Source organism: Paenarthrobacter sp. YIM B13468, from assembly GCF_042788025.1.
GTDB classification, from domain to species: Bacteria; Actinomycetota; Actinomycetes; order Actinomycetales; family Micrococcaceae; genus Arthrobacter; species Arthrobacter aromaticivorans.
In genome coordinates this window covers 81,752-101,622 of sequence record NZ_JBHZPI010000012.1, presented here as the reverse complement: position 1 = coordinate 101,622, position 19,871 = coordinate 81,752, and the positions used below count along the sequence as shown (strand labels likewise).

The window sequence follows — 19,871 nt, the reverse complement described above, 5'->3', positions numbered from 1 at the left end:
GGGGATCGCCAGGTCGGCGCCGGCGTCCAGATAGGAGTTCGCGCGCTACATCTGGTTGTTGTAGGAAAAGCTGTCGCCGCCTGTCCGGGTGTCGATCACGAGGTCGAGCTTGACGCGCGCACCCACTGCGATCGAGACGCGGTCGACCGCTTCCTAGATCGACACCAGTTCGAGCTTGGGCAGTACTGCGCACTACCTGGGTACGGTTTGATCTTCGAGGTGGAGCTCCGCTTTCTCGGCCGATCGAACGGTGCGATAGATGTTCCGGGTTCCTCCGAAACGCGTGTCGACGCGTTCGAGATCATAGGAAACTCGATCGTGTTGGCGATGCGCTCCGTCTGCTGAAAAAGCTCATGCATCGTCCTCTAACCTATTCCGGGACGACCTAGGTGGCCGGCTTCCACCGAGAAGCCGATTCCTCGCCGGTCGCATCGTAGAAGCGGATGCGCCCGGCGAACGCCAGGATCCCGCTTTGGCGAAGGTTCAGCACGTTGTACCGATGCGAACGTAGCCGGCTTTCTCAGACCTTTTCCGAATCACGTCCGTCGCGCGGGACGGGGCCACAGCGACGACGGAGCCGATGTTGTCGTAGACGGCTTCCCGGGTGAACGTGTCTTAGAAGGCTGACTCTAACGATCCCTAGGTTCCTTCGGTCACGAAACCGAATCACGATCTCACTCGGGGTCATGGCTGCTTGCTTCCGCACTCGACATCGTTGCGAATTGGCAACGCCATGCTCCGCAGTGGTTGCGCCGCCATCGCGGTCAGCGTAGCGGTTGCCCATGCGGCTTCCGTCGACTAGAGTTTGATCTGTTATGCAGAGCACTGTTCTGCAAGTTGATATATGCCACTGGTGCTCATGGACGGGTGCGCCCCGCCGCTCGGTGTCGAGTCGGTCCCGCACCTCCACACGTATAGGAGACTTCATGGATGTTTACGAGGCATTCGCCATCGAACTGCGCAAGGCCGGTGTCGAGAAGGCCTTCGGGCTCATGGGTGAGGAGATCGCCAACTTCATCGCGCTTCTTGAGGAGCACTCCATCACGTACTACAGCGGTCGCCACGAGCAGGGATCGGTCGGCATGGCGGACGGCTATGCGCGGGCGACCGGGCGCCTCGGCGTGGCGATCCTCAGCCGAGGGCCCGGAATCACGAACGGCATCACGGCGGTGAAGACCGCCGCGATGGCGCGGACGCCGATGATAGTCCTCGCTCCAGTGAGCGCGATTGGGTTGAAGAACCCCGGGATTGCCATCGCTGCCGCGAAGGCGCCGAAGCACCTCGACAACGAGGCTATCGCCGCGGCCGCCGGCATTGTCAGCGTGACACTCCGGTCACCCGCGACGGCGGTCGCCGACTTCCGCGCCATCATCGCCCGTGCCAGCGAGGGTATGACGATCATGGTCAACCTTCCGCCCGATGTGTTGAACGAAACCGCGGGGTCCGACGATGCGCAGGTCGTGCTTCCGGTGAGGCCGCCGGCGGGCGCCCCCGTTCCCGCTTCGGTGTCGGAGGCCGCCGACCTGATCGAGGCGCAGGGCGCCTCGGGCCGAGTCGTGATCCTCGCGGGTCGTGGTGCCGTTTTGGCTGGCGCTCGATCGGAGTTGGAGCGCCTCGGTGCGCTCACAGGAGCATTGCTGGGGAACTCCCTAATGGCCCGTGGCTACTTCGCCGGCGACCCGCACAACATCGGCACCATCGGCGGATTCTCCACCCCTGTTGCGAGACGGTTGCTTCGCTCCGCCGACACGATCCTCGTCTTCGGGGCTACACTGAACAACTTCACCACCTACGTCGGCGAACTGTTCCCCGACGCCAAAGTCATCCAATTCGATGTCGACGCAGCCGCTTTCGGGCGGTATAACGCCGTGGACGTGTCCGTGCTCGGGGATGCCGGCCTCGCGGCCAGCGCACTGGCGGACGAGTTGGACCGCCGCGGCCACCACGTCGCGGGGTTCCGCGACAACGGCGTTGTCGCTGAAATCGCCGCGCTCGATCTCAGCGACACCTTCGACGATCAAAGCAGTGAGGGCGCCCTCGACCCGCGGTCAATCTGGCTGCAGCTGGATCGCATCCTCCCGCGCGAGCGTACCGCGGTCGTCGACGCCGGTCACCACATGGCTTTTGAAGCACAGTACCTCCAGGCGCCTGGCATTGGTTCTTGGATCTGGCCGCTCCAGTTCTCTGCGGTCGGCACGGGACTCGGTGTTGCCATCGGCGTCGCACTCGGGAAGCCCGAACAGCTCACTGTCGTCGGTATCGGCGACGGCGGCCTGATGATGCACTTAGCGGAGATCGACACCGCGGCTCGGTATGGCGCACGTCTGCTCGTCGTCGTCATCAACGACGCGGCCTATGGGGCCGAGGTGCAATTCATGCAGATCGACGGGATTCCCGATCGGCTTGCGCGGTACGACGACCGCTCGTTCGAGGAAATAGCCCGCGCTCTGGGCGCCGAGGCGGCGACGGTGCGTTCACTCGACCAGATACCGGCGCTCGCAAATCAACTGCAGAACCTGAACGGCCCCCTCGTGATCGACTTCAAGGTCAGCGACGAGGTTCGCGGCCACATCATTGACGAATGGGCTAAGTTCGCCGCCCCCCAAGCGGCAGCACTGGACCGATGAACAAGACCGACCGCAGAGCTCACCGGCGAGCATTCCCAGGAAAGGACCGGACACCATGAATCGCATCGCAATAGTGGGTGGGGGGATCGGCGGTTTGACGGCCGCCTCCCTCCTGGCCGGCGAAGGCTTCCAAGTCGACGTCTACGAGCAGGCTTCGAAGATCGCCCCCGTCGGGGCTGGGCTGGGTCTGTTCCCAAATGCCATGCGAGTCCTCACCAAGATGGGGCTTCGGGAAAAGATCGAGCTTCGCGCCGTGAGGCAATCACTTGAAGTCTTCCGGCGATTCGACGATGGCAGAGTGATCCGATCCGCTCGTGAGGAGCGACTCGAGCAGGACTTCGGTTCCCCCCGGTTTACGATCCATCGGGCTGACCTCCTTGACGCCCTAATCTCGGCGCTTCCCGCTGGAGCCCTTCATCTCGGTGAGCGGCTCCAGACCCTCACTCAGGACGACGACGGCGTCGATCTTCAATTCGTCAGCGGACGACGCGTGCGAGCTGACGTGGTGCTGGGAGCCGACGGCATCACCTCAACGGTCGCTCGGCTGCTCAATATCGGCACTCGACCGCATTCGTCCGGCTACGCGGTGAATCGCACAGTGATTCCTCGGGAACGAGTCGCTCATCTCGATCTGGGACCGGAGGATGCGACGACCATGTGGCTGGGACCGCACCGCCACTTCTCCCACTACTGGGTCTCGTCAGGCCGAGCGCTCAACGTCATGGCGACGGTGCATTCGCCGCTCGACTTGGAGGAGGCCTGGACCGTTGCAGCTGACCCTCTCGAGGTGAGGGAGGCATACAAAGACTGGCATCCGCAGGTTCGCGGCATTCTCGAAGCGGCGGAGAGCTTCTCCCTGTTTGGCCTCTTCCACCGGTACGCCAGCGAACGGTGGAACGTCGGACGAGTGGCACTACTGGGCGACGCTGCTCATCCGATGGTGCCCTTTTTCGGGCAGGGTGCTGCGATGGCGATGGAAGATGCCGAGGCTCTCCGGGCCTTGCTGACGGGTGCGCCAGGGTTAGACATCTCGCGTCGGCTCGATGTGTACTCGGCAACTCGATTCGAGCGCGCTCGTCGCTGCCAGAACATCGCGACCGATCACGCCCGGGAATGGGAGCTGCCCGATGGTCCTGAACAAAGTGCCCGTGATGCCCGCCTCGCCGGCACGACGGACGGCGCTGCTTCAGACGATGAATCAGGCAGCTATTTCTCGCCCAGTCAGTGGCTCTACGGCTACGACCCCGCAGAAGCCGTGCTGCAGGCACTTGAGACTGAAGGAGCGAAGCGATGACAGATCACCGCGTAGCCCAGCGTGGACTTTCGGCCCCAGTGTCTCCTCAATATAACGGCGCCACTTTCGAGACAGACGTCGTTATCGTGGGTGCCGGGGGAGCGGGTTTGACGACCGCCTTGTTCTCACGCTGGCAGGGCGATGAAGTGGCTGTCCTTGAGAAGGCGCCCGCTGTAGGCGGGACCGCCGCGAAATCAGGATTCGGCATTTGGATCCCGAACAACCGGTATCTGCGTGAGCAAGGGATCGTGGACTCCCGCGAGGACTACCTCCGCTTCGTCGCGCGCGTGTCCCGACCCGAACGCTACGAGCCAGATAGCCCAACATTCGGACTCGACGCGTGGGAGTTCGAGATGGTCGCAGCCGTTTACGAAACGGCGTCGCCGGCATTGGATCTGCTGACCGAGAAGGCGGGAGTCCAGTTCGAAGTTCACCGAACCCTGAGCCCCGAGTACTACGGTCACCTCAACGAGTCCGTCGTGGAGTGGGGAAGGTCTCTCTCACCGGTCGGTTCGGCCGGACTGGCCGGAGGGGGAGGAAGGGTAATCGTCGACCAATTAGTCGACGTCGCTTTGGACGCCGGCATCCAGATCGCGACTGATCGCCGGGTGCAGCGTGTCATCGTGAGGGACGGCGAGGTCATTGGTGTTGAGGCGACGGACTCGCACAACCACCTGTACCGTATCCACGCTCGCAAGGCCGTGGTCTTCGCCTCGGGCGGCTTCTCCCGGAATCCTGCCCTGCGCTCCGCGTTCCTTCCCGTTCCGTCGTTCTCCGGGTGCGCGGCGCCCACCAACGAGGGTGACTTCGTCCGGATCGCAGCGCACCTGGGTGCAGAGCTGCGCAACATGAACAGCATGTGGGCATGTCCCGTACCGCTGGAGAAGGTACTGACGAGCCCCGACGAGGTCGTCGGAATGTTCCAGCTCCCTGGCGACTCTATGATCCTCGTCAACAAGCACGGGCGGCGAGCGACGAATGAGAAACTTCCATACAACGAGCTCGCGCAAGCGTTCTACGGCTGGGATCCGATGGCGGTCGAATACCCAAATCTCGTCCTCATCCAGATCTGGGACGAGCGATCGCAGCGGCACAGTTCCGGTGTGAAGGGAGGCCTCATCGTCGGTCCCGGCGAGGACGACGCACACGTCATCGTCGGCGAATCCCTCGAAGCGCTCACCGACGAGATCGCGGCGCGTTTGGAGCGCCATGCAGGAGCGACCGGCGGATTCCGCCTCGGCGAGGATTTCCTGCCAAATTTGATTCGGACCGTTTCACGTTTCAACGACCTGGCCGAAAAGGGGCAGGACGACGACTTCGGCCGGGGGAGCGCAGCAATCCAGCGTGCTCTCAATGGCCCGGTGCGTGAGGAGCAGGGTCGCACTAACCCGACTATGTGGCCGATCAGCGGGCAGGGTCCGTATTACGCAGCGCTGGTCACTGCCGGTTCTCTGGACACCAAAGGGGGTCCGCGGACCAACACGGAGGGCCAAGTGCTGGATGATTCCGGAGAGCCCATCCCCGGGTTGTACGGCGTCGGCAATTGCGTTGCGTCTGCCTCAGGCCGGGGTTACTGGGGCGCGGGCGCCACGCTAGGCCCGATCATCGCCTTTTCGTATCGCGCTGCGCAGGCTGCTCACCGCGAGCGATCGCGCTCCGCGTTCGAGCAGAGCGCGGGGAAAGTGTCGTGAGCGCCATGGCTAACCAGCGGCCGAATGTGCCACTTACCCTCGCGATTAACGACTCCGACCAGGTCCGCGACCTCGTGTCGGGTCGTGTCGCAGTCGACGGTGTGGACCTGACGTGCCTGCTGTACCCCGTCGAAGAAATATTCTTCCGCTTCACGAAATTTCGTGAGTGGGAGGTATCAGAGATGTCCTTAGGCAAGTTCACGGCTTTGAGGTCACGGGGAGATACCTCGATCATCGGTCTGCCTGTCTTCCCGTCGCGCTCGTTCCGTCACTCAGGGATCTTCGTTCGTGCAGACGGACCTGTTGACGACCCGGCGGCGCTCGCCGGAGCCCGCATCGGCATACCGGAGTGGACGGTGACCGCCACTGTCTACCAGCGCGGGCTGCTCGAGCACGAGTATGGCATTCCCCTTCACGAGGTCTCGTGGGTGCAGGCTGGTATCAACAGTCCGGGGCGGGTCGAGACCCTTCCGGTCGGCTTGCCGCCTGGGGTCGAGATCGATCAGCGTCCCGATGCTACACTCAATGATCTCTTGCTCGCGGGCGAGATCGACGCGATGCTCGTTCCACACCCACCGCGTTCGTTCGAGGACCGATCCGGCGAGATCGTGCAGCTGTTTAGTGAGCCGCGGCGCGTAGAGAGGGAGTACTTCCAACGAACGGGCGTCTTCCCTATTATGCATCTGATCGTGCTGCGCGCAGACGCCTTCGCCGCGCATCCGTGGATCGCCATGAATTTCCTCAAGGCCTTTGGTGAGGCGAAGGACCGCAGTTTGAGTCGCTTGCGCGATGCCACCGCGCCGCACTTTCCCTTGCCCTGGGGGCCGGAACGCGCGAAAGAGGACGAGCAGATTTTTGGCGCCGACCTTTGGCCATACGGCATTGAGGCAAACCGCACCACGCTGGAAACTTTCCTCGGCTTCGCCTTGGAGCAAGGACTCCTGGAGCGCGAACTCGCAGTCGACGACCTCTTCCCCGACGAGGTTCGCGAGGCATTCCGCATCTGACAGTCAGAGACGAATCCGTAGATTAGTCGCGCCCAAACGAATTGGTTGAACCACCCGCGTGCGGGCACTCGTCGTTGTCTCGCGCAGGCATTCGATGATCATGCCGGCGGCCGGCGCGCGACGGTCTGAAGTTGCGGTTCTTCTGGAGGTCGTTGATAGGTGTTTTTGTCCTGATAGTGCGGACCCTCTTGACTCCCCGTGGCTACAGGAATAATACGCCAATCCCAGCCCTCGATCGAACGCGGATGTCGCTACCTGCTCCGGTGACGACAGACCCGCGTCGCCAGTGTCGCTCGATGTGCACGTCCGCTCCCCCAGCCCGGCGTTTCATGAGATAAGTGAGGGCGTGTTAAAAGGCGGAAGGATGCTCTGAGCTGGGTAAATAGTGGGTATCGAGTCCGCTATTTCACTAGGCGAAGGAGCACCCTTCCGCTGGGTGTCCGCAGCACTGCCCTCGAACGCAACCGTCCACCCATTTTTCGAACGCACGGTGATGAACCCGGACTTGCCCAGTTATGGCTTCGAGGCCCCCCGGGAAGCACGGGCCAGGAACATGCCGTCGGAACGCACAAGGGCGGATACGGGTTCGCATCGTTCATCGCCAGCGTGGACTACGGCACGGCCACGGCACCGGGGAAAGTCCTAGCTTGCCTGCTGCGCTCCGGCATGCCGGGGGGCGAACAGCACCGATGAACACATCCGCGTTTTCAGCACCGCCATGTCCCAGCTTCCCGAGGCGTTCTTCTCTGTCGGGAGGCTGGAGGGGCGAAGAATCCTGGTCCGCACCGACAGCGCCGGCGCATCCCGGAAATTCCTGCATTTACCTACACTCCGTGGACGTCAGTTCTCCGTCTCTCCTCCCCTGTCCAGGCGGGCTAAGCCCACATTTGGGCTGGCTCAGTGTCAAACAGTACTGTCAGCCTGCCCGGGACCACGAGGGCCCATGTTCCGTCACCACTGTAGCGGCGATGCCGTTTCCAGATCGTCTGCCGCGGATCAAACTCGGCGGGCACATCGCGCCAGGCAATCCCGCACCGATGCCGGCAAGCAATGCCCTCCACAACCCGTCGATCGTCCCCGGAGCGGACGACCCCGACTACCGGCAGAGGACGACAGCAACGGCTGAATACAGGCCCGGGGCCGGGCATCCAGAAATGGGTAGTGCTAGCGCGGTGCGCTGGTCAGGAACGCGGTGATGCGGTGCCCGTCGATATCGTGCAGGGATTGTTTCGCGCCGCGGTGAAGAGGCTCTGCCAGCAGGTAGATGGTCGGTGCCCGGCGGGTAGTGCGTCAGGAGGATCAATTCGCTAGCGTGGATGCCCCCCCATCGGTACAGTCGGTAGATCCTGGCCGGGCTGCTGTTGTCGGCCGCGGTGACGTGGATTGGTCCATCTCTGTTGACTCGCGCCCACCAGCATCGCACCAATCTTCCCTGCACGACAGGGGACACTGTCGAATCACATGAATCTGTTTGAGCAGCCATGCCATTGGGCCGTTCCCGCGGCCGACTGAGTACCAAGATCCATGCCCTAGTTGATGGCACAGGCCAGCCATTGGTGCTGATGGTTCCCCGGGCAGGGCCCGAGACGCGCCAATGTTCACCCACCTCATGAATCATTTGAGAATCAACCGAACCGGTCCGGGCAGGCAACGAACCCGCCCGAACCGTGTGTGCGGTAACAAAGCTTACTCTTCCAAGGCGATCCGGACCCACCTGCGGGACCGAGGCATCGTGGCTGTCATCCCGCAACCGTCCGATCAGATCGGTCATCGGACACGACGCGGTTCCACCGGCGACAGTCCGCCAGCCTTCGGCAAAGAGGAATACAAGGGCCGGAACGTCGTCGAACGAAACTTCACACCTTCAAACAGTGGCGGGCCCTGGCAGCGCGCTACGACAAACTCGCTGACCTACGTCGGCGGAGCCGTTCTCGGGTCAATTAGCATCTGACTGGCAGCTTTAGGAGACGCGCTAGCTCAGAGGAAGTTCGCTCCACCGTCCGCAACTAGCGATTGTCCGGTTATCGCCTCAGAATCGTCTGATGCGAGGAACAGCGTGATGCCGACGATGTCTTTCGAGGTGAGTCTTCGTCCGATGGACTGCGAAGCGATGATCCGGCTGGCCTGGTCTCCGGAGACACTGCCGCGCGGGATACCCGTCTCTACCGAACCGGGCAGAATGGAATTGACCGTGACGCCGAAGGGGCCCAGTTCACGGGCTAGGCCACGGGTGATCCCGAGAACGCCCGCCTTCGATGCGACATAGTGCAGATAATGTGGGCGACCGAACAGCACGGTCGCTGACGACATGTTGATGATGCGGCCGGTGCCTTGTCTGCGCATCGTCTCGGCAACGGCCCGACAACAATTGAACACGCCCGTGAGATTGACATCGATCACCTTGGTCCACTCCTCGGAAGGGATCTCATCGAAGGGACGCATCTCGATAGTAGAGAAGATTGCAGCATTGTTGACCAGCACATCGATGCGCCCGAATTCCGCGATCGAAGCGGCTACCAGGTTCTCGACGCTGGCCGCGTTGCCGACGTCGACCTGAACGGCAAGCGACGCCATCCCGCCGGCCTTAAGGTCGTCTGCCACCCTCCGCGCACTGGCGACATCGAGATCAGCGATAACTGTCTTGGCGCCCGCAGCAGCGAACTGTTCGGCCAGTGTCCTCCCGATGCCCTGTGCACTTCCAGTGACGATTGCGACTTTACCACTCAACGTTCCGCGCTCCGGAATTATGGTCTGGGTAACAGAACTCATATATAGAACCTATCTGCTCGAATGATTGCTCGACAACGTTCTAAGCCGCGTGCGAAGCGGCCGAAACGGTATAGCTCAGCGGCGCCAACTCGGTGCCGGCGGGATAGTTGTCGTCGAAGATACGGACTCCGGTCCTAGCGAGAGTAACTTTTGCCTCGGTCATGCTCGCGAGACTCGCGGCGGGATTGGTTGCCCCCGGCGTGAGGTAGGCAACGACAACGCGCGGAGCATCGGACTTTCGATTCATGGAGTCCACGACGGATAGCTGAATAGTTTCACCAAAGGTGATCCAAGGATCCTCGAGGCAGACCGCAAGGATTCCCCGGTAGGCGCTGATCTCCACTCGGCCGCAGAATTTCAGAGTGGCATCGCGGGTTGGGGAGTCGACTGGCGAGGCAGGCCAGACGAAGCCCCCATCTTCCTCCAACGCTCCGTCAGAGACCTGCTCCGCGCCGTCCTCGATTGTCCGGACGTACTCGCGGAAGCTGTCTTTGACCCGCCAGTGGAGGAAGCCGCTATTCATAGCGTCGGGGCGACTTCAACCTCGACACCGTCCAGCTCAGACTGGACGACGAGCTGGCAGCCCAGCCTGCTGCGATCCGGCACGAAGGAGTCCATGATCTCCATGAGGTCCAGTTCCTCGTCACTTGGATCGCCGATACCCGAGGAAACTTCCGGCGAAAGGTACATGTGGCAGGTGGCACACGATACTTCGCCGCCGCACTCACCGGTCACGCCGGGCACATCGTTGTCAACCGCGACGCGCATGAATGACTGCCCGTCACACGCATCGACTTCCTGGCTGCCCCCATTGAGCAGCTTGAAGGTGATCTTGGTCACTGTCCCTATCAGTCCTTTGCTGTTAGTTCCGACGCTGATTATTTCAGCCAAGTTCTTCTGGAAAGAACACACTCCCATGGTACAGAAGACATACTTGTGCCCGCAAGAGCCCGCGCTGACTCTCAGAAAACCTCCGCGTGACGGAGGGGTTGGGGGGTCGGCTGCGGATGAGGGTATGCCCGTTTCATGGAGCTAACGACGGCCCTGGGGCAAGCTGTGTCGAAAAAGAAGGAGGCGCTGGCGCAGGGGCGCGGATCGTGTGGGGAAGTCCCGACCATTAAAGCGCTGGTCGAGTGGACAGGTTGGGACGGCGACTGTTTCGGGCCGCGCTGCGGGAGGCTCTGGTATTGAAAATCGTCAAGCCCACGCCGGGCAGGCTTCTGGCCCCGATGCTGCCGGTGCTGGCGCAACTGCTGCGCCGGGACGGGAGCTTGAGCTCAGCTATTATCGACCAGAAGACTGGCGGGGAACTCTGCTCGAGTCCCGGATTTCGATCCGCCCCGGGCCCAATGAGACGGTCACCGTCCCGGGGGTTCGAGGAGATCGATCCGGTCGGTCACCAAGTGGCAACAGCTTCCGTGAATTCTGCTGAACCTTCACGGTGACCGATACCAAACAAGGCCGCCAAATGGGTCTTCTGTATTAGCCAGAGACGTCAATGACAGTCGGCGTGGTGTGGTGACACGAAGAAACGACCTCCAAGTGGGGTGGGGCTTGTCTAGAGTCCCCCCACAAGGAGGGCTTCAATTTCCCATGCTAACGCGATCCTGACGCCGAAGGGTTGGCTCCGTCCGGCTCGGTGCATCGTCGATGGTAAGTGACCGCTGCGTCGCGCGGCGAACGGTTACAGGTCTCGTTCACGACCGCGGAGCGATGGGCGCAGATCACCTTCACCAAGGTCCCACCCTGAAAAAAGAACGACGGCGCCCGCGTGGAGCAGAAAAGCTGGTCCTTTGGGTTCGGAACTGGTCGGCTAACTGTCTACCAACCCCAAACACCCACAGCCGCTTGACGAAGAACATAGGCACTTTCACGCCACATTCTCTGCGCTGACAGCCGAGCTGGAGACCCGGGCACTGGTAAAGGTGCCCGCCCGCATCGAACCCGTCAACCGTGCCTGGATCAACCGAGATCAGGCGGACGTAATCTCACTGAGGCAACGTAGCCAACTATCCGGAGGCTTTCTAAGGACGCAACGAATCACTCTTTCCAGAGGTATTGCAATGAGGCGCAGAGAGTCTGCACTGGTGCTTGGATCCCTTATAAAGGTGCGGCGCCCAGGGGACTGGTTACAGCTGGTCTGCTTGCACTTCGTTACGCGCGAGCAGCGACTTCAACAGATCGACGTCACGCACCTCGCCTGCACTGGCGACCGCGCCTGCTTCAACGAGCTGACGACCCTGCGCGAAGTCGCGCACGTTATTGATGCAGTCCAACGCGATGATCCTTCCATCGCGGAGGTAGACCACGCTGAACTTCGCGTTTTCGACGTCGCCGCGCACGATCGCTTCGTCGTAATCGGTCATGAGCCCCACCGTCTGCAGTTTCACTTCATACTGGTGTGACCAAAACCACGGAGCGGGAGTTTTGCCGTTAGGGATACCGAGAATAGCGTTCGACACGGCTTTGGCTTGTTCGGTGGCATTGGGCACCGACTCCAGCCGCACTCGTTCGCCGTTGGCAAAGGGATGGTGCTTGTTCGCGCAGTCTCCAGCGGCGAAGACCCCGTCAACGCTGGTGCGGCCGTCTGCATCGATGTTGACCCCGTTGCTGCACTCCACGCCGCCCACCGCGAGGGCCTCGATGCTCGGCACCAGACCGATGCCGACGAGCACGAGGTCGACGGGCAGGCTCTCGCCCTCGATGAGAGTGACCGCGCTGACCTTCCCGTCGGTGCCGTGAATCTCGCTCACGCCGCTGCCGGTCCGGATATCGACCCCCCGATCGCGATGCAGTTTCTCGTAGAACGCCGAGACTGTCGGACTGGTGACGCGCGCAAGCAGTCGGTCCGCCGCTTCGATCACCGTGACCGAACAGCCTCGCAGGCGCAGCGCAGCAGCGACTTCGAGACCGATGTGGCCGCCGCCGATGATGACCGCCGTGCGGGCGGTGCGCATTGCCTCTCTGATCGAGATCGCGTCCTTCAGGTCGCGCAGACTGTATACCCCGTCGAGTTCGGCCCCCTCGATGGGCAGTCGGCGGGGGCTGCCGCCGGCTGCCCAAACGAGGTGACGGTACTCGAACCGGTCATCCATAGACGTGTGGATGAGGTGGTCGGCGGGGGAGACAACGTTCACCGTGGTGCCGAAGAAGGTCTCGATTCCTTGCTCGGCCCAGTACGACGACGAGCGCAGCAAGAACTGGCTCGCCTCCACCTCGCCCCTGAGAAACGCCTTGGACAGGGGCGGTCGCTCATAGGGTTGGTGCGGATCATCGCCGATTAGGGCAATGCTGCCCGCGTATCCGCCCTGTCGGAGCGACTGAGCTACCTGGACTCCCGCCTGGCCTGCCCCGACGATCACTGTGTCGTATGTGTAGTTCATTTCCCGTACCACTTTCCTATGAGCTGGCGGTGTACGATCTGCGGAAAACAGGACATCTCGACCGTCGCGATCCTCATTCTTTAATCTGCCTTTGCCAGGCCATGCCGATGCACCCGAGGGTGGGTCACTGGACGTTCCAGCCTCGCCCTAGGTCGGCAACCAGTTCCGGCCCATTTGCGTTGACGAAAACGGTATCTTCGATCTTCACAAATCCGAAGCCCTCCTTCTGAAAGGAGGTCTCGATGGACACGACATAACCCGCCTGCAGCGGTTCGTCGATGTGGTCGGGTGTCACGTCGCCCAGGCTGATGAGACGCGGTTGCTCGTGGGTCACGTAGCCGAGACCGTGAATGTCGAGGAACATGTCTTCATGGAAGCGCGACTCGCGAACTGAGCGGCGGCCAAGATCGACCACATCCCGACCGATGTTGCCAGGCCGGAGAGCCTCGGCGATCCGGTTCTGGATGCCGAGAATGTCGTCCATGATGTCGTTGAGCATGCTGGAGGGTTCGCCGCGAATGCCCATGCGAGCAATGTCGCCGATGAATCCGTTCAGGTTGCCACCCGAGTCGAGTGATGCGAACTGGTTGGCCTGCCAAAAGACGTCTGGCGAGGGTTTGCGAAGTATGCTCGTCCCTGCGCTCACGAGCGAGAAGTCGAAAGTCAGGTCTCGCTTGACCTGCTCGTCGCGAAGGCGATTGTTCAGCTGAAGGGTCGACTCGCCGACGGGTGCCTCGGAGAAGACGGCCATCATCGCCTGGGTCACTTTTTCGGTGGCGGCGCGAATCTGGTCGAGTTCCCACGCCGCCTTGATGGCGCGCTGCCGCTCCAGGATCGGGCCAGCCTCGATGAAGCGTGCCTTGGGCAGACCAGCCCTCAGAACATCGAACGCGTCCACTGTGAGGAAGCTCCGCTCGATCGCAATCGTCTTGGTGTCGAGGCCGAGTCGCTTGATCTCCTCGACCGTGTGTTGCGCGCCGAGGTGCTGGGCGATGTTGCTGTTGCGGACATTCTTTAGCCACAACGGCTCAACAGTCTGGTGCCAACCGTCGATGAGGTTCCCGACGTAGAACGTCTCGTCGGAGCGACCCGCGGGGTAGCCGACGAAGGGGAGCCACTGCGTGTTGCCTACTGCGGGCTCGGTTGCGTTAATCCAGTAGTAGTATCCGCCGAGCAGGTACCGACTGTTGGGTCGAGACGTGGCCAGAACGAGATCCACGCCCGCCTCCGCCAAAAGCGCGTCAAGCCGCGAAGTGTCGAACGGTGCGTCCCGCGTCGTCTTCTGAGCGGTGTCAATGCTCACAGCGGTGAATGATTCTTCCTGGGTTCTGTTCATCCTGGTTTTCCCCTCGCGTGTGCTTTCCAACATTTGCTTCCGCTAGATGGTCGACGCTCGCTCATCATTTCAGTCACGAATGCATCCATGAACGGCTTTGCGTACTGCTCCGCGAAAAATGTTCTTCTGAAAAGAACTTGGTTCTTCTGCTGCGATTACTATAGACTGCTAAACGCGGAGGATGTCAAGAGAAGCTGTTCCTCACAGCCGTCCATCGGTCCTCCGCTACGCGTTGCCGAAAACAGTTCGGCTCCCGTCGAGGAACCCGCTGTTCGCCTCTGCGACCAGCGGAACGCATGTGCCCTCCGGCATCGGGGATCGTTGGCACCCGGCGGAGCACCGACGTCCCAACACCCGGGTGCGGTGTGCTCCGCGCCGCGTCAGGAAGGAACCAAAGATGTCTACCTCCACCGCCACTGCAGTTGTCTACGAAGGGCCCCGCGTTCTTACGATGAAGGAGATACCCCTCCCCACCATCGGACCGCAGGACACATTGCTCGAGGTCGTTTTGTGCGGTGTGGACGGCTCGGAATTGCATATGTACAACGGCAATTACGACTGGCTCAACGACAAGGCGCCCGTAACCTTCGGTGACGAGATCATCGGCCGAGTCATCGACATCGGTGTCGCTGCCAAAGAACGCCACGGCCTGGTTATTGGCGACCTCGTAACGGTGGAGGCTCGCTGGCCCTGTGCGGCAGGCTGCGAAAACTGCGACCGAGGGCAGTACTTCCTATGCATGCACAATACGACTTTCCGCGGTTACGGAACCATCTCCCTAGCGGAACCGCCGCATCTGTGGGGAGGATATGCCACTCACGTGTTCGTTCCCGAAGGAGCGCTTCTCTACAAGGTGCCTCAGGAACTGCCGCTCCGCACGGCGCTCTTCGCATGCTCCGTTCTGGCGAACGGGCTGCGCTGGAGTGAGGTAAACGGAGCGGGCCCTGGCAAGACCACCGTGGTGATCGGCCCTGGTCCCCAGGGACTGGCATGCACGATCGCAGCAGCGAGAATGGGTTCGACAGTGGTCGTGGTGGGCCTCGAGCACGATGGGGAGCGTCTCGCGCTTGCAAAAACCCTCGGCGCTGCACACACCTATGCCATCCCGGAAGGCGAAGAACCAGTCGAAACAGCGCGCAAGATCCGCGCACTGGTCGGGCGAGTCGACGGTGTGATTGAGGGGGCCGGCTACACCCCCGCGCGTGATCTCGCCTTCGAGGTCATCTCACCACTTGGCATAGTCACGCTGGTCGCCGCTCCCACGCCGCCCGTCCAGGAGATCAATTGGCGGAAGGTCCGCGAGGTCACGATCAACAGCCCGCTCTCGCATCCCCACACGATCGCTCGTTCGTTCGACTTCGCGGTCCAACTCCTCGAGGAGGGAATGGACGTTGGGAGCCTGGTGACGCACGAGTACTCCCTCGAGGACGCGGAAAAAGCCATCGCGGTCGCGTCGTACAAGACCGATGAGCACCCTATCAAGGTCGTCCTGAACCCCGCGCTCTGATCGCCGACCCACAACATCCGATCGGCGCGAAGCCGAATTCAAAAGAAGCGAGCATCGATGGTGCACTTAAACGGTTTGATCCATGGGCTCACGGAGTCCTCGAGTTTTCCGGTCGGCGGGTGGTTCAGCAACGCGGACTACCTAACGGCGCGGATGATCGGTGACTCTTCAGCAGATTTCACCATCATCGATATGGAACACACCGGCTTCTCGATGCCGGATCTCGGCCAGACGATGCAGTGGCTGATCAGCCGCAGAAGGCTCGCGCAGGCGCGCCCGATCCCGGCATCTCCCATCGTGCGGGTCTCGCCTAATGCCGCGGAACGCAACCAGTGGGTTACCAAGCAGGCGTTGGACTACGGCGCCTTCGGCATTCTTGTTCCTCAGGTAGTTGATCCCGAGGACGTCGTCGCTGCCGTCTCGGCCATGCGATACCCCCAAGGACCGGGTGGCAAGGGGCCGGAAGGTGTGCGCGGAGCACTGCCCACCCATTCGTCGCGCTATTGGGGTATCTCGGTGCCAGAGTATATAGAGCGGGCCGACCTGTGGCCCCTCACCGAGTCCGGGGAGCTCACCCTCCTGCTGCTTGTGGAGAACGTCAAGGCCTGGGAACGGATCGATGAGATCCTCGCCGTGCCCGGCGTGGGCGCCTTGATCTGGGGACCCGCAGACGGTGCGATGACCCTTGGGGTACGCGACTTCAACCTCGCCGACTCCAAGCTTGACCCCTATCGCCGAAAGGTCATCGAGGCGGCCAAGGCTGCGGGTGTGCCGATCGGCACACCCGGAGCGGTCGACGTCTTTCAGGCTATCGACGAAGGGATGGACTTCCTCTGCCTACCCAAATGGAGCGAAGACACGGCCAACGCAATTCGTGATTATGCCGCTAAGAAGCGCTGACCGAGACGGGCCGCGTCGGTCCTGACGAGCAGTGGCGGTTTCTAGGGATCGTTGCAACACCTATTGGTTAGGTGGGTTAGTAGTAAATCACATAAACGCTCGGCTAGGGTTTTCCAGTCGGGCGTTTTGCGTGAGCGTCCGCTGAATTCCTGGGCGGCGTGTTCTAGGCCTCAGGCCCGTAGACGGACAGATCTGTGCCTTTGGGGAAAGTACTGGCGCAGTAGTCGGTTGGTGTTCTCGTTTGAGCCGCGTTGCCAGGGTGCTGGCGGGGTTGCAGAAGTAGACCTGCATGTTGGTAGCCAGGGTGAAGGATTTATGTCCGGCCATTTCCGGGCCTGGTCCAAGGTCCGGAATCCTCGGGGGTGCGCCGGTGGGACGGCCATGGTGTTGATGAGTCCCGTCGCGGACTGTTTCAGTGGTGTGGTCATCCGGGAGGTGGACGAGCATCAAGTAGCGGGTCGTGCGGTCGAGCAGGGCTGCGATCGCTAACTGGTTGTATGCCCCGGGGATGAGGTCCCTTCCTTACGATGGCGGGTATGGCGCGATCCTCTACCTTGGGCGGACGCTTGGAGATCATGACCTTGGGGTCGATGAACCTGTGGGGTGCGTTGTCCTCCGGCGTCCTGGGGTAGAGGGCCTGGTATATCTTCTCTGGGCTCACGCGCATCCGGGTTCCTGGGGAACTCTTCGAGCAGCGTGTGGCTGATCTGTTCCGGAGACCAGCATGGGAGCAGTTTGTCCTTCACGTAGTCACGCAGGTCCGGCTCAACAGCGAGTTTGGCGGGTGCTTCCGTACCTTGCACAGGGTCAAAACCTGCCTCGCGAATCCATTGATGACAGGTCACCACACTGAACACCCGAACTCCCTCGCTGTGGCACTCAGGCTCTGAACCCGGTCGAGTAAGCGCAAGAACTGACCTTCTGTTCCGGAGAATATCTCCGACACCTAGCGGGCTTGGCCGTTAAACACGACGCGGTCGTTGCAACTCCCAATCAGGATGTTGCAACGACCGCCATAGCCCGCCAGTCAGGCGTTGTCCGAGCGCGTCCAGTCGCCCAATTCGTCATACACGATTGCGAACTGCTCGGGCGCCTTCGCGGGGCTCATGTGGATGCGCCCTCCACGCACGGCAGTCACCAAATTCTCTAGAGCCACCGTAGGGTCGCCCTCGATCTCGTAAACGGCGAGGTACTCCAGCGGATCATCGGCGGCCGCGGTGTTACCGGCCGACTGTGTCACCGACTTGCGATACCGACGGGCAGCAACGAACCCGGGAACGGCAAGCATCTCGGGAAGATGCTGCGCGTCGTACCAATCGTTGTATTGCTCTTCGCTGCCGAGTACGGGTTTGGTCTTGACGATCAGGATGGGCATGCTGCAGGTTTCCTTACTTTGAGGCGGATAGTCCGGGTAGCCAGAGTGCGATTTCCGGCCATATGACGAGTGCGATGAGCATCAAGTTGAAGGCGCCGATGACCGGCACGACACCTTTGAATACGCCGGTGATCCTCAGTGTGCACCCCACGCCACTCGTCGCCGTCGGGCGAGGGACAGCATGGTGAACGTCAGATCGAGGATGCTGAGCAAAGGGTGATGAAGATTGCCGGCCGTTGACGTCGATCAGAATGTTCAGCATCAGTCCGAACGCCAGCACCCTTCCGAGGGTTGCGGCAATAAGGCGGACCCGGTCGATGGCGCCAGGGGAACCGTTCGGGGACCGCTCATTGCGCGTGCAGGATCGGCAATGCTCCAGCGAGAGCTCTGGGTCGGACATTAATTGCATACTGCATCACTCTCAACTCCCTCGTTGAACGCTGGCGCCCGCCGAGACCCGTTGTGATTACGACCATAACACGACGGGACCGTTTAGAAGAACACAATTCTGCAGGATAGATCCGTGCACGCACGACGATGGGTCAGGCTAATAGCTGATGTAGAGCCGCTTGAACGCCCTCACATGGTCTGAGCAACACATTCGGGATCAGCAACCATGACCATCGATCGTCCCGGGGGTCGAAACGCTTGGCCGCGGGGTAACCGCCACGGTGAGCAGCAAAGGTTTCATCGTCACCCCAGGTCCCTTAGCCCTTCGGCAATCGCCGAAGCAACTAACTCGGGCTGTTCCAAAGCCGAGAAGTGCCCCCCGTTTGGCAGATCGACCCAATTGACAATGTTCGCATGGTGCTCGGCCATTCGTCTGGTTGTCCGATACGGCTCGAAGGGCGGCATGGCGATAGCCGTTGGTACCTCGATCCGATGGGGAGAAGGGCCGAACTGGCCAGCGGCGCCGGTCTCGTAGTAGAGACGCGCCGCCGAACCGGCAGTCCCAGTCAACCAGTACGTCGATACGATAGTGAGAATCTCATCCCGGGAGAGGCCAGTCTCAACATTGCCGTCGTTCTCCGTCCACGCGCGAAATTTCTCAACTAACCATGCAGCGAGTGCCACAGGAGAATCACAGAGCCCGTATGCGAGCGTCTGAGGCTTGGTCGACTGGATCGAAATATAGCCCGTTTCCCAACGTGCGTACGCGGCCTGTTGATCGTGTAGTCGTTTCTCCAATGCCGTCGGCTCCCCATCCTCTGGGCGCAGTCCTGCGGTAGTGAGGAAGGTCAGGTGCACACCCATCACGCGATCGGAGTAGCGCCGGGCGAGATGGCCGGAGACGATCGCGCCGAAGTCGCCACCGTGTGAGAAGAACCGTGCGTAGCCGAGGCGAGTCATAAGTTCGGCGAACCTATCAGCTATCCCAATGGGGGTGAGACCCGTCATTGTCGTCGGCCCGCTAAACCCGAAGCCTGGCAGAGAGGGGATCACCAGATGATAAGCGTCTTCGGAGCGGCCGCCGTGGGCGACCGGATTGCTAAGCCGGTCGATGAGGCCGGTGAACTCGAAAGGCGAACTCGGCCAACCGTGCAGAAGCAGGAGAGGGCGAGCGTCGGGGACAGCGGAAGGTACGTGGTAAAAGTGGATACTCACACCGTCGATCAAGGTCGTGTACTGGGGGTAGGAGTTCAACCGGGCTTCGAACGCAGGCCAATCGAAGGATGATCTCCAGTACTCGACGAGTCCGCGCAGGTACCCGAGGTCGGTGCCCTGGCTCCAGCCGATCCCGCTGGGCTGGTCAGGCCATCTCGCGTCCCGGAGGCGTCGACGAAGGTCTTCGACTTCGCCATTGGAGATGTTCACGGTGAAAGGTGTGATGAACGCGGAGGACTCCGCCATGTGCACTCAGAGCTCCCTGTCAGTGCCGAGCCTCAGGGCTCAGTCGTCGGATCTAGGTTATGAAGATACTGCATCGACACGCGTGGTGGCCGTCCGCTCCGACTTTCAACACATGTAGCACAGCAGGGTTT

Annotated in this window: 16 protein-coding genes and 1 pseudogene; 8 read left to right on the top strand and 9 right to left on the bottom strand. The window is 61.5% G+C overall.

Annotated features, from left to right (window positions below):
- The first annotated feature begins 926 nt into the window (after positions 1-926).
- Genes ACFX4T_RS13045 through ACFX4T_RS13030 form a run of 4 tightly spaced genes read left to right on the top strand, consistent with a single transcriptional unit; the run spans position 927 to position 6,619 of the window.
- Positions 927-2,627 (top strand): thiamine pyrophosphate-binding protein, encoded by a 1,701-nt coding sequence (locus tag ACFX4T_RS13045; protein ID WP_216926670.1) that lies wholly within the window; start codon positions 927-929, stop codon positions 2,625-2,627.
- Between the two features lie 55 nt (positions 2,628-2,682).
- Positions 2,683-3,921, top strand: a complete 1,239-nt coding sequence (locus ACFX4T_RS13040) for an FAD-dependent monooxygenase (RefSeq protein ID WP_216926669.1) — start codon at positions 2,683-2,685, stop codon at positions 3,919-3,921.
- Entirely contained in the window at positions 3,918-5,612 is a 1,695-nt protein-coding gene (locus ACFX4T_RS13035; protein WP_377652240.1) for an FAD-dependent oxidoreductase, read from the top strand. Before ACFX4T_RS13040 ends, ACFX4T_RS13035 begins: the two co-directional genes overlap by 4 nt.
- Positions 5,609-6,619, top strand: a complete 1,011-nt coding sequence (locus ACFX4T_RS13030; protein ID WP_377652239.1) for a hypothetical protein — start codon at positions 5,609-5,611, stop codon at positions 6,617-6,619. The genes ACFX4T_RS13035 and ACFX4T_RS13030 overlap by 4 nt, the downstream gene beginning before the upstream one ends.
- Positions 6,620-7,494: 875 nt before the next feature.
- On the opposite strand, the gene ACFX4T_RS13025 is transcribed toward ACFX4T_RS13030, so the two are convergent.
- Positions 7,495-7,767 carry a transposase gene (locus ACFX4T_RS13025; RefSeq protein WP_377652238.1) on the bottom strand — a complete coding sequence of 91 codons (273 nt, stop codon included), beginning with the start codon at positions 7,765-7,767 and terminating at the stop codon, positions 7,495-7,497.
- A 330-nt stretch (positions 7,768-8,097) separates the two neighbouring features.
- Here ACFX4T_RS13025 and ACFX4T_RS13020 point away from each other — a divergent pair.
- A pseudogene (locus ACFX4T_RS13020) lies at positions 8,098-8,190 on the top strand (IS5/IS1182 family transposase); the annotation flags it as partial.
- Between the two features lie 23 nt (positions 8,191-8,213).
- Positions 8,214-8,570 (top strand): hypothetical protein, encoded by a 357-nt coding sequence (locus tag ACFX4T_RS13015; RefSeq protein WP_377652237.1) that lies wholly within the window; start codon positions 8,214-8,216, stop codon positions 8,568-8,570.
- Positions 8,571-8,596: 26 nt separating this feature from the next.
- Here ACFX4T_RS13015 and ACFX4T_RS13010 read toward each other — a convergent pair whose 3' ends face one another.
- The 5 genes from ACFX4T_RS13010 to ACFX4T_RS12990 form a co-directional block, all read right to left on the bottom strand.
- On the bottom strand, positions 8,597-9,388 hold the full coding sequence (locus ACFX4T_RS13010) for an SDR family NAD(P)-dependent oxidoreductase (protein ID WP_216926664.1): 792 nt from the start codon (positions 9,386-9,388) through the stop codon (positions 8,597-8,599).
- Between the two features lie 40 nt (positions 9,389-9,428).
- Positions 9,429-9,911, bottom strand: coding sequence for an HtaA domain-containing protein (locus ACFX4T_RS13005; protein WP_377652236.1), 483 nt, complete (start codon positions 9,909-9,911; stop codon positions 9,429-9,431).
- Positions 9,908-10,228, bottom strand: coding sequence for a 2Fe-2S iron-sulfur cluster-binding protein (locus ACFX4T_RS13000; RefSeq protein WP_216926662.1), 321 nt, complete (start codon positions 10,226-10,228; stop codon positions 9,908-9,910). The genes ACFX4T_RS13005 and ACFX4T_RS13000 overlap by 4 nt, the downstream gene beginning before the upstream one ends.
- Positions 10,229-11,517: 1,289 nt before the next feature.
- Positions 11,518-12,771 (bottom strand): NAD(P)/FAD-dependent oxidoreductase, encoded by a 1,254-nt coding sequence (locus tag ACFX4T_RS12995; RefSeq protein WP_216926661.1) that lies wholly within the window; start codon positions 12,769-12,771, stop codon positions 11,518-11,520.
- Between the two features lie 124 nt (positions 12,772-12,895).
- Positions 12,896-14,074, bottom strand: a complete 1,179-nt coding sequence (locus ACFX4T_RS12990) for a M24 family metallopeptidase (RefSeq protein WP_377652235.1) — start codon at positions 14,072-14,074, stop codon at positions 12,896-12,898.
- A gap of 430 nt (positions 14,075-14,504) precedes the next feature.
- On the opposite strand from ACFX4T_RS12990, the gene ACFX4T_RS12985 reads away from it, so the two are divergent.
- Entirely contained in the window at positions 14,505-15,614 is a 1,110-nt protein-coding gene (locus tag ACFX4T_RS12985) for a zinc-binding dehydrogenase (protein ID WP_377652234.1), read from the top strand.
- 57 nt (positions 15,615-15,671) lie between these two features.
- Positions 15,672-16,514, top strand: coding sequence for an HpcH/HpaI aldolase/citrate lyase family protein (locus ACFX4T_RS12980; protein WP_216926658.1), 843 nt, complete (start codon positions 15,672-15,674; stop codon positions 16,512-16,514).
- A gap of 1,027 nt (positions 16,515-17,541) precedes the next feature.
- Here ACFX4T_RS12980 and ACFX4T_RS12975 read toward each other — a convergent pair.
- From ACFX4T_RS12975 to ACFX4T_RS12965, 3 genes are all read right to left on the bottom strand, one after another.
- Positions 17,542-17,889 (bottom strand): DUF4286 family protein, encoded by a 348-nt coding sequence (locus ACFX4T_RS12975; RefSeq protein ID WP_216926657.1) that lies wholly within the window; start codon positions 17,887-17,889, stop codon positions 17,542-17,544.
- A gap of 13 nt (positions 17,890-17,902) precedes the next feature.
- Positions 17,903-18,289, bottom strand: coding sequence for a hypothetical protein (locus ACFX4T_RS12970; protein ID WP_377652233.1), 387 nt, complete (start codon positions 18,287-18,289; stop codon positions 17,903-17,905).
- Between the two features lie 293 nt (positions 18,290-18,582).
- Positions 18,583-19,740 carry an epoxide hydrolase family protein gene (locus ACFX4T_RS12965; RefSeq protein ID WP_377652231.1) on the bottom strand — a complete coding sequence of 386 codons (1,158 nt, stop codon included), beginning with the start codon at positions 19,738-19,740 and terminating at the stop codon, positions 18,583-18,585.
- Positions 19,741-19,871: the final 131 nt, after the last annotated feature.

What these genes read in the sequence shown, in the direction of transcription:
- ACFX4T_RS13045 (WP_216926670.1), top strand. Translation starts at nt 927, where the DNA reads ATGGATGTTTACGAGGCATTCGCCATCGAACTGCGCAAGGCCGGTGTC.
- ACFX4T_RS13040 (WP_216926669.1), top strand. Translation starts at nt 2,683, where the DNA reads ATGAATCGCATCGCAATAGTGGGTGGGGGGATCGGCGGTTTGACGGCC.
- ACFX4T_RS13035 (WP_377652240.1), top strand. Translation starts at nt 3,918, where the DNA reads ATGACAGATCACCGCGTAGCCCAGCGTGGACTTTCGGCCCCAGTGTCT.
- ACFX4T_RS13025 (WP_377652238.1), bottom strand. Translation starts at nt 7,767, where the DNA reads ATGCCCGGCCCCGGGCCTGTATTCAGCCGTTGCTGTCGTCCTCTGCCG.
- ACFX4T_RS13015 (WP_377652237.1), top strand. Translation starts at nt 8,214, where the DNA reads ATGTTCACCCACCTCATGAATCATTTGAGAATCAACCGAACCGGTCCG.
- ACFX4T_RS13010 (WP_216926664.1), bottom strand. Translation starts at nt 9,388, where the DNA reads ATGAGTTCTGTTACCCAGACCATAATTCCGGAGCGCGGAACGTTGAGT.
- ACFX4T_RS13005 (WP_377652236.1), bottom strand. Translation starts at nt 9,911, where the DNA reads ATGAATAGCGGCTTCCTCCACTGGCGGGTCAAAGACAGCTTCCGCGAG.
- ACFX4T_RS12995 (WP_216926661.1), bottom strand. Translation starts at nt 12,771, where the DNA reads ATGAACTACACATACGACACAGTGATCGTCGGGGCAGGCCAGGCGGGA.
- ACFX4T_RS12985 (WP_377652234.1), top strand. Translation starts at nt 14,505, where the DNA reads ATGTCTACCTCCACCGCCACTGCAGTTGTCTACGAAGGGCCCCGCGTT.
- ACFX4T_RS12980 (WP_216926658.1), top strand. Translation starts at nt 15,672, where the DNA reads ATGGTGCACTTAAACGGTTTGATCCATGGGCTCACGGAGTCCTCGAGT.
- ACFX4T_RS12975 (WP_216926657.1), bottom strand. Translation starts at nt 17,889, where the DNA reads ATGCCCATCCTGATCGTCAAGACCAAACCCGTACTCGGCAGCGAAGAG.
- ACFX4T_RS12970 (WP_377652233.1), bottom strand. Translation starts at nt 18,289, where the DNA reads ATGTCCGACCCAGAGCTCTCGCTGGAGCATTGCCGATCCTGCACGCGC.
- ACFX4T_RS12965 (WP_377652231.1), bottom strand. Translation starts at nt 19,740, where the DNA reads ATGGCGGAGTCCTCCGCGTTCATCACACCTTTCACCGTGAACATCTCC.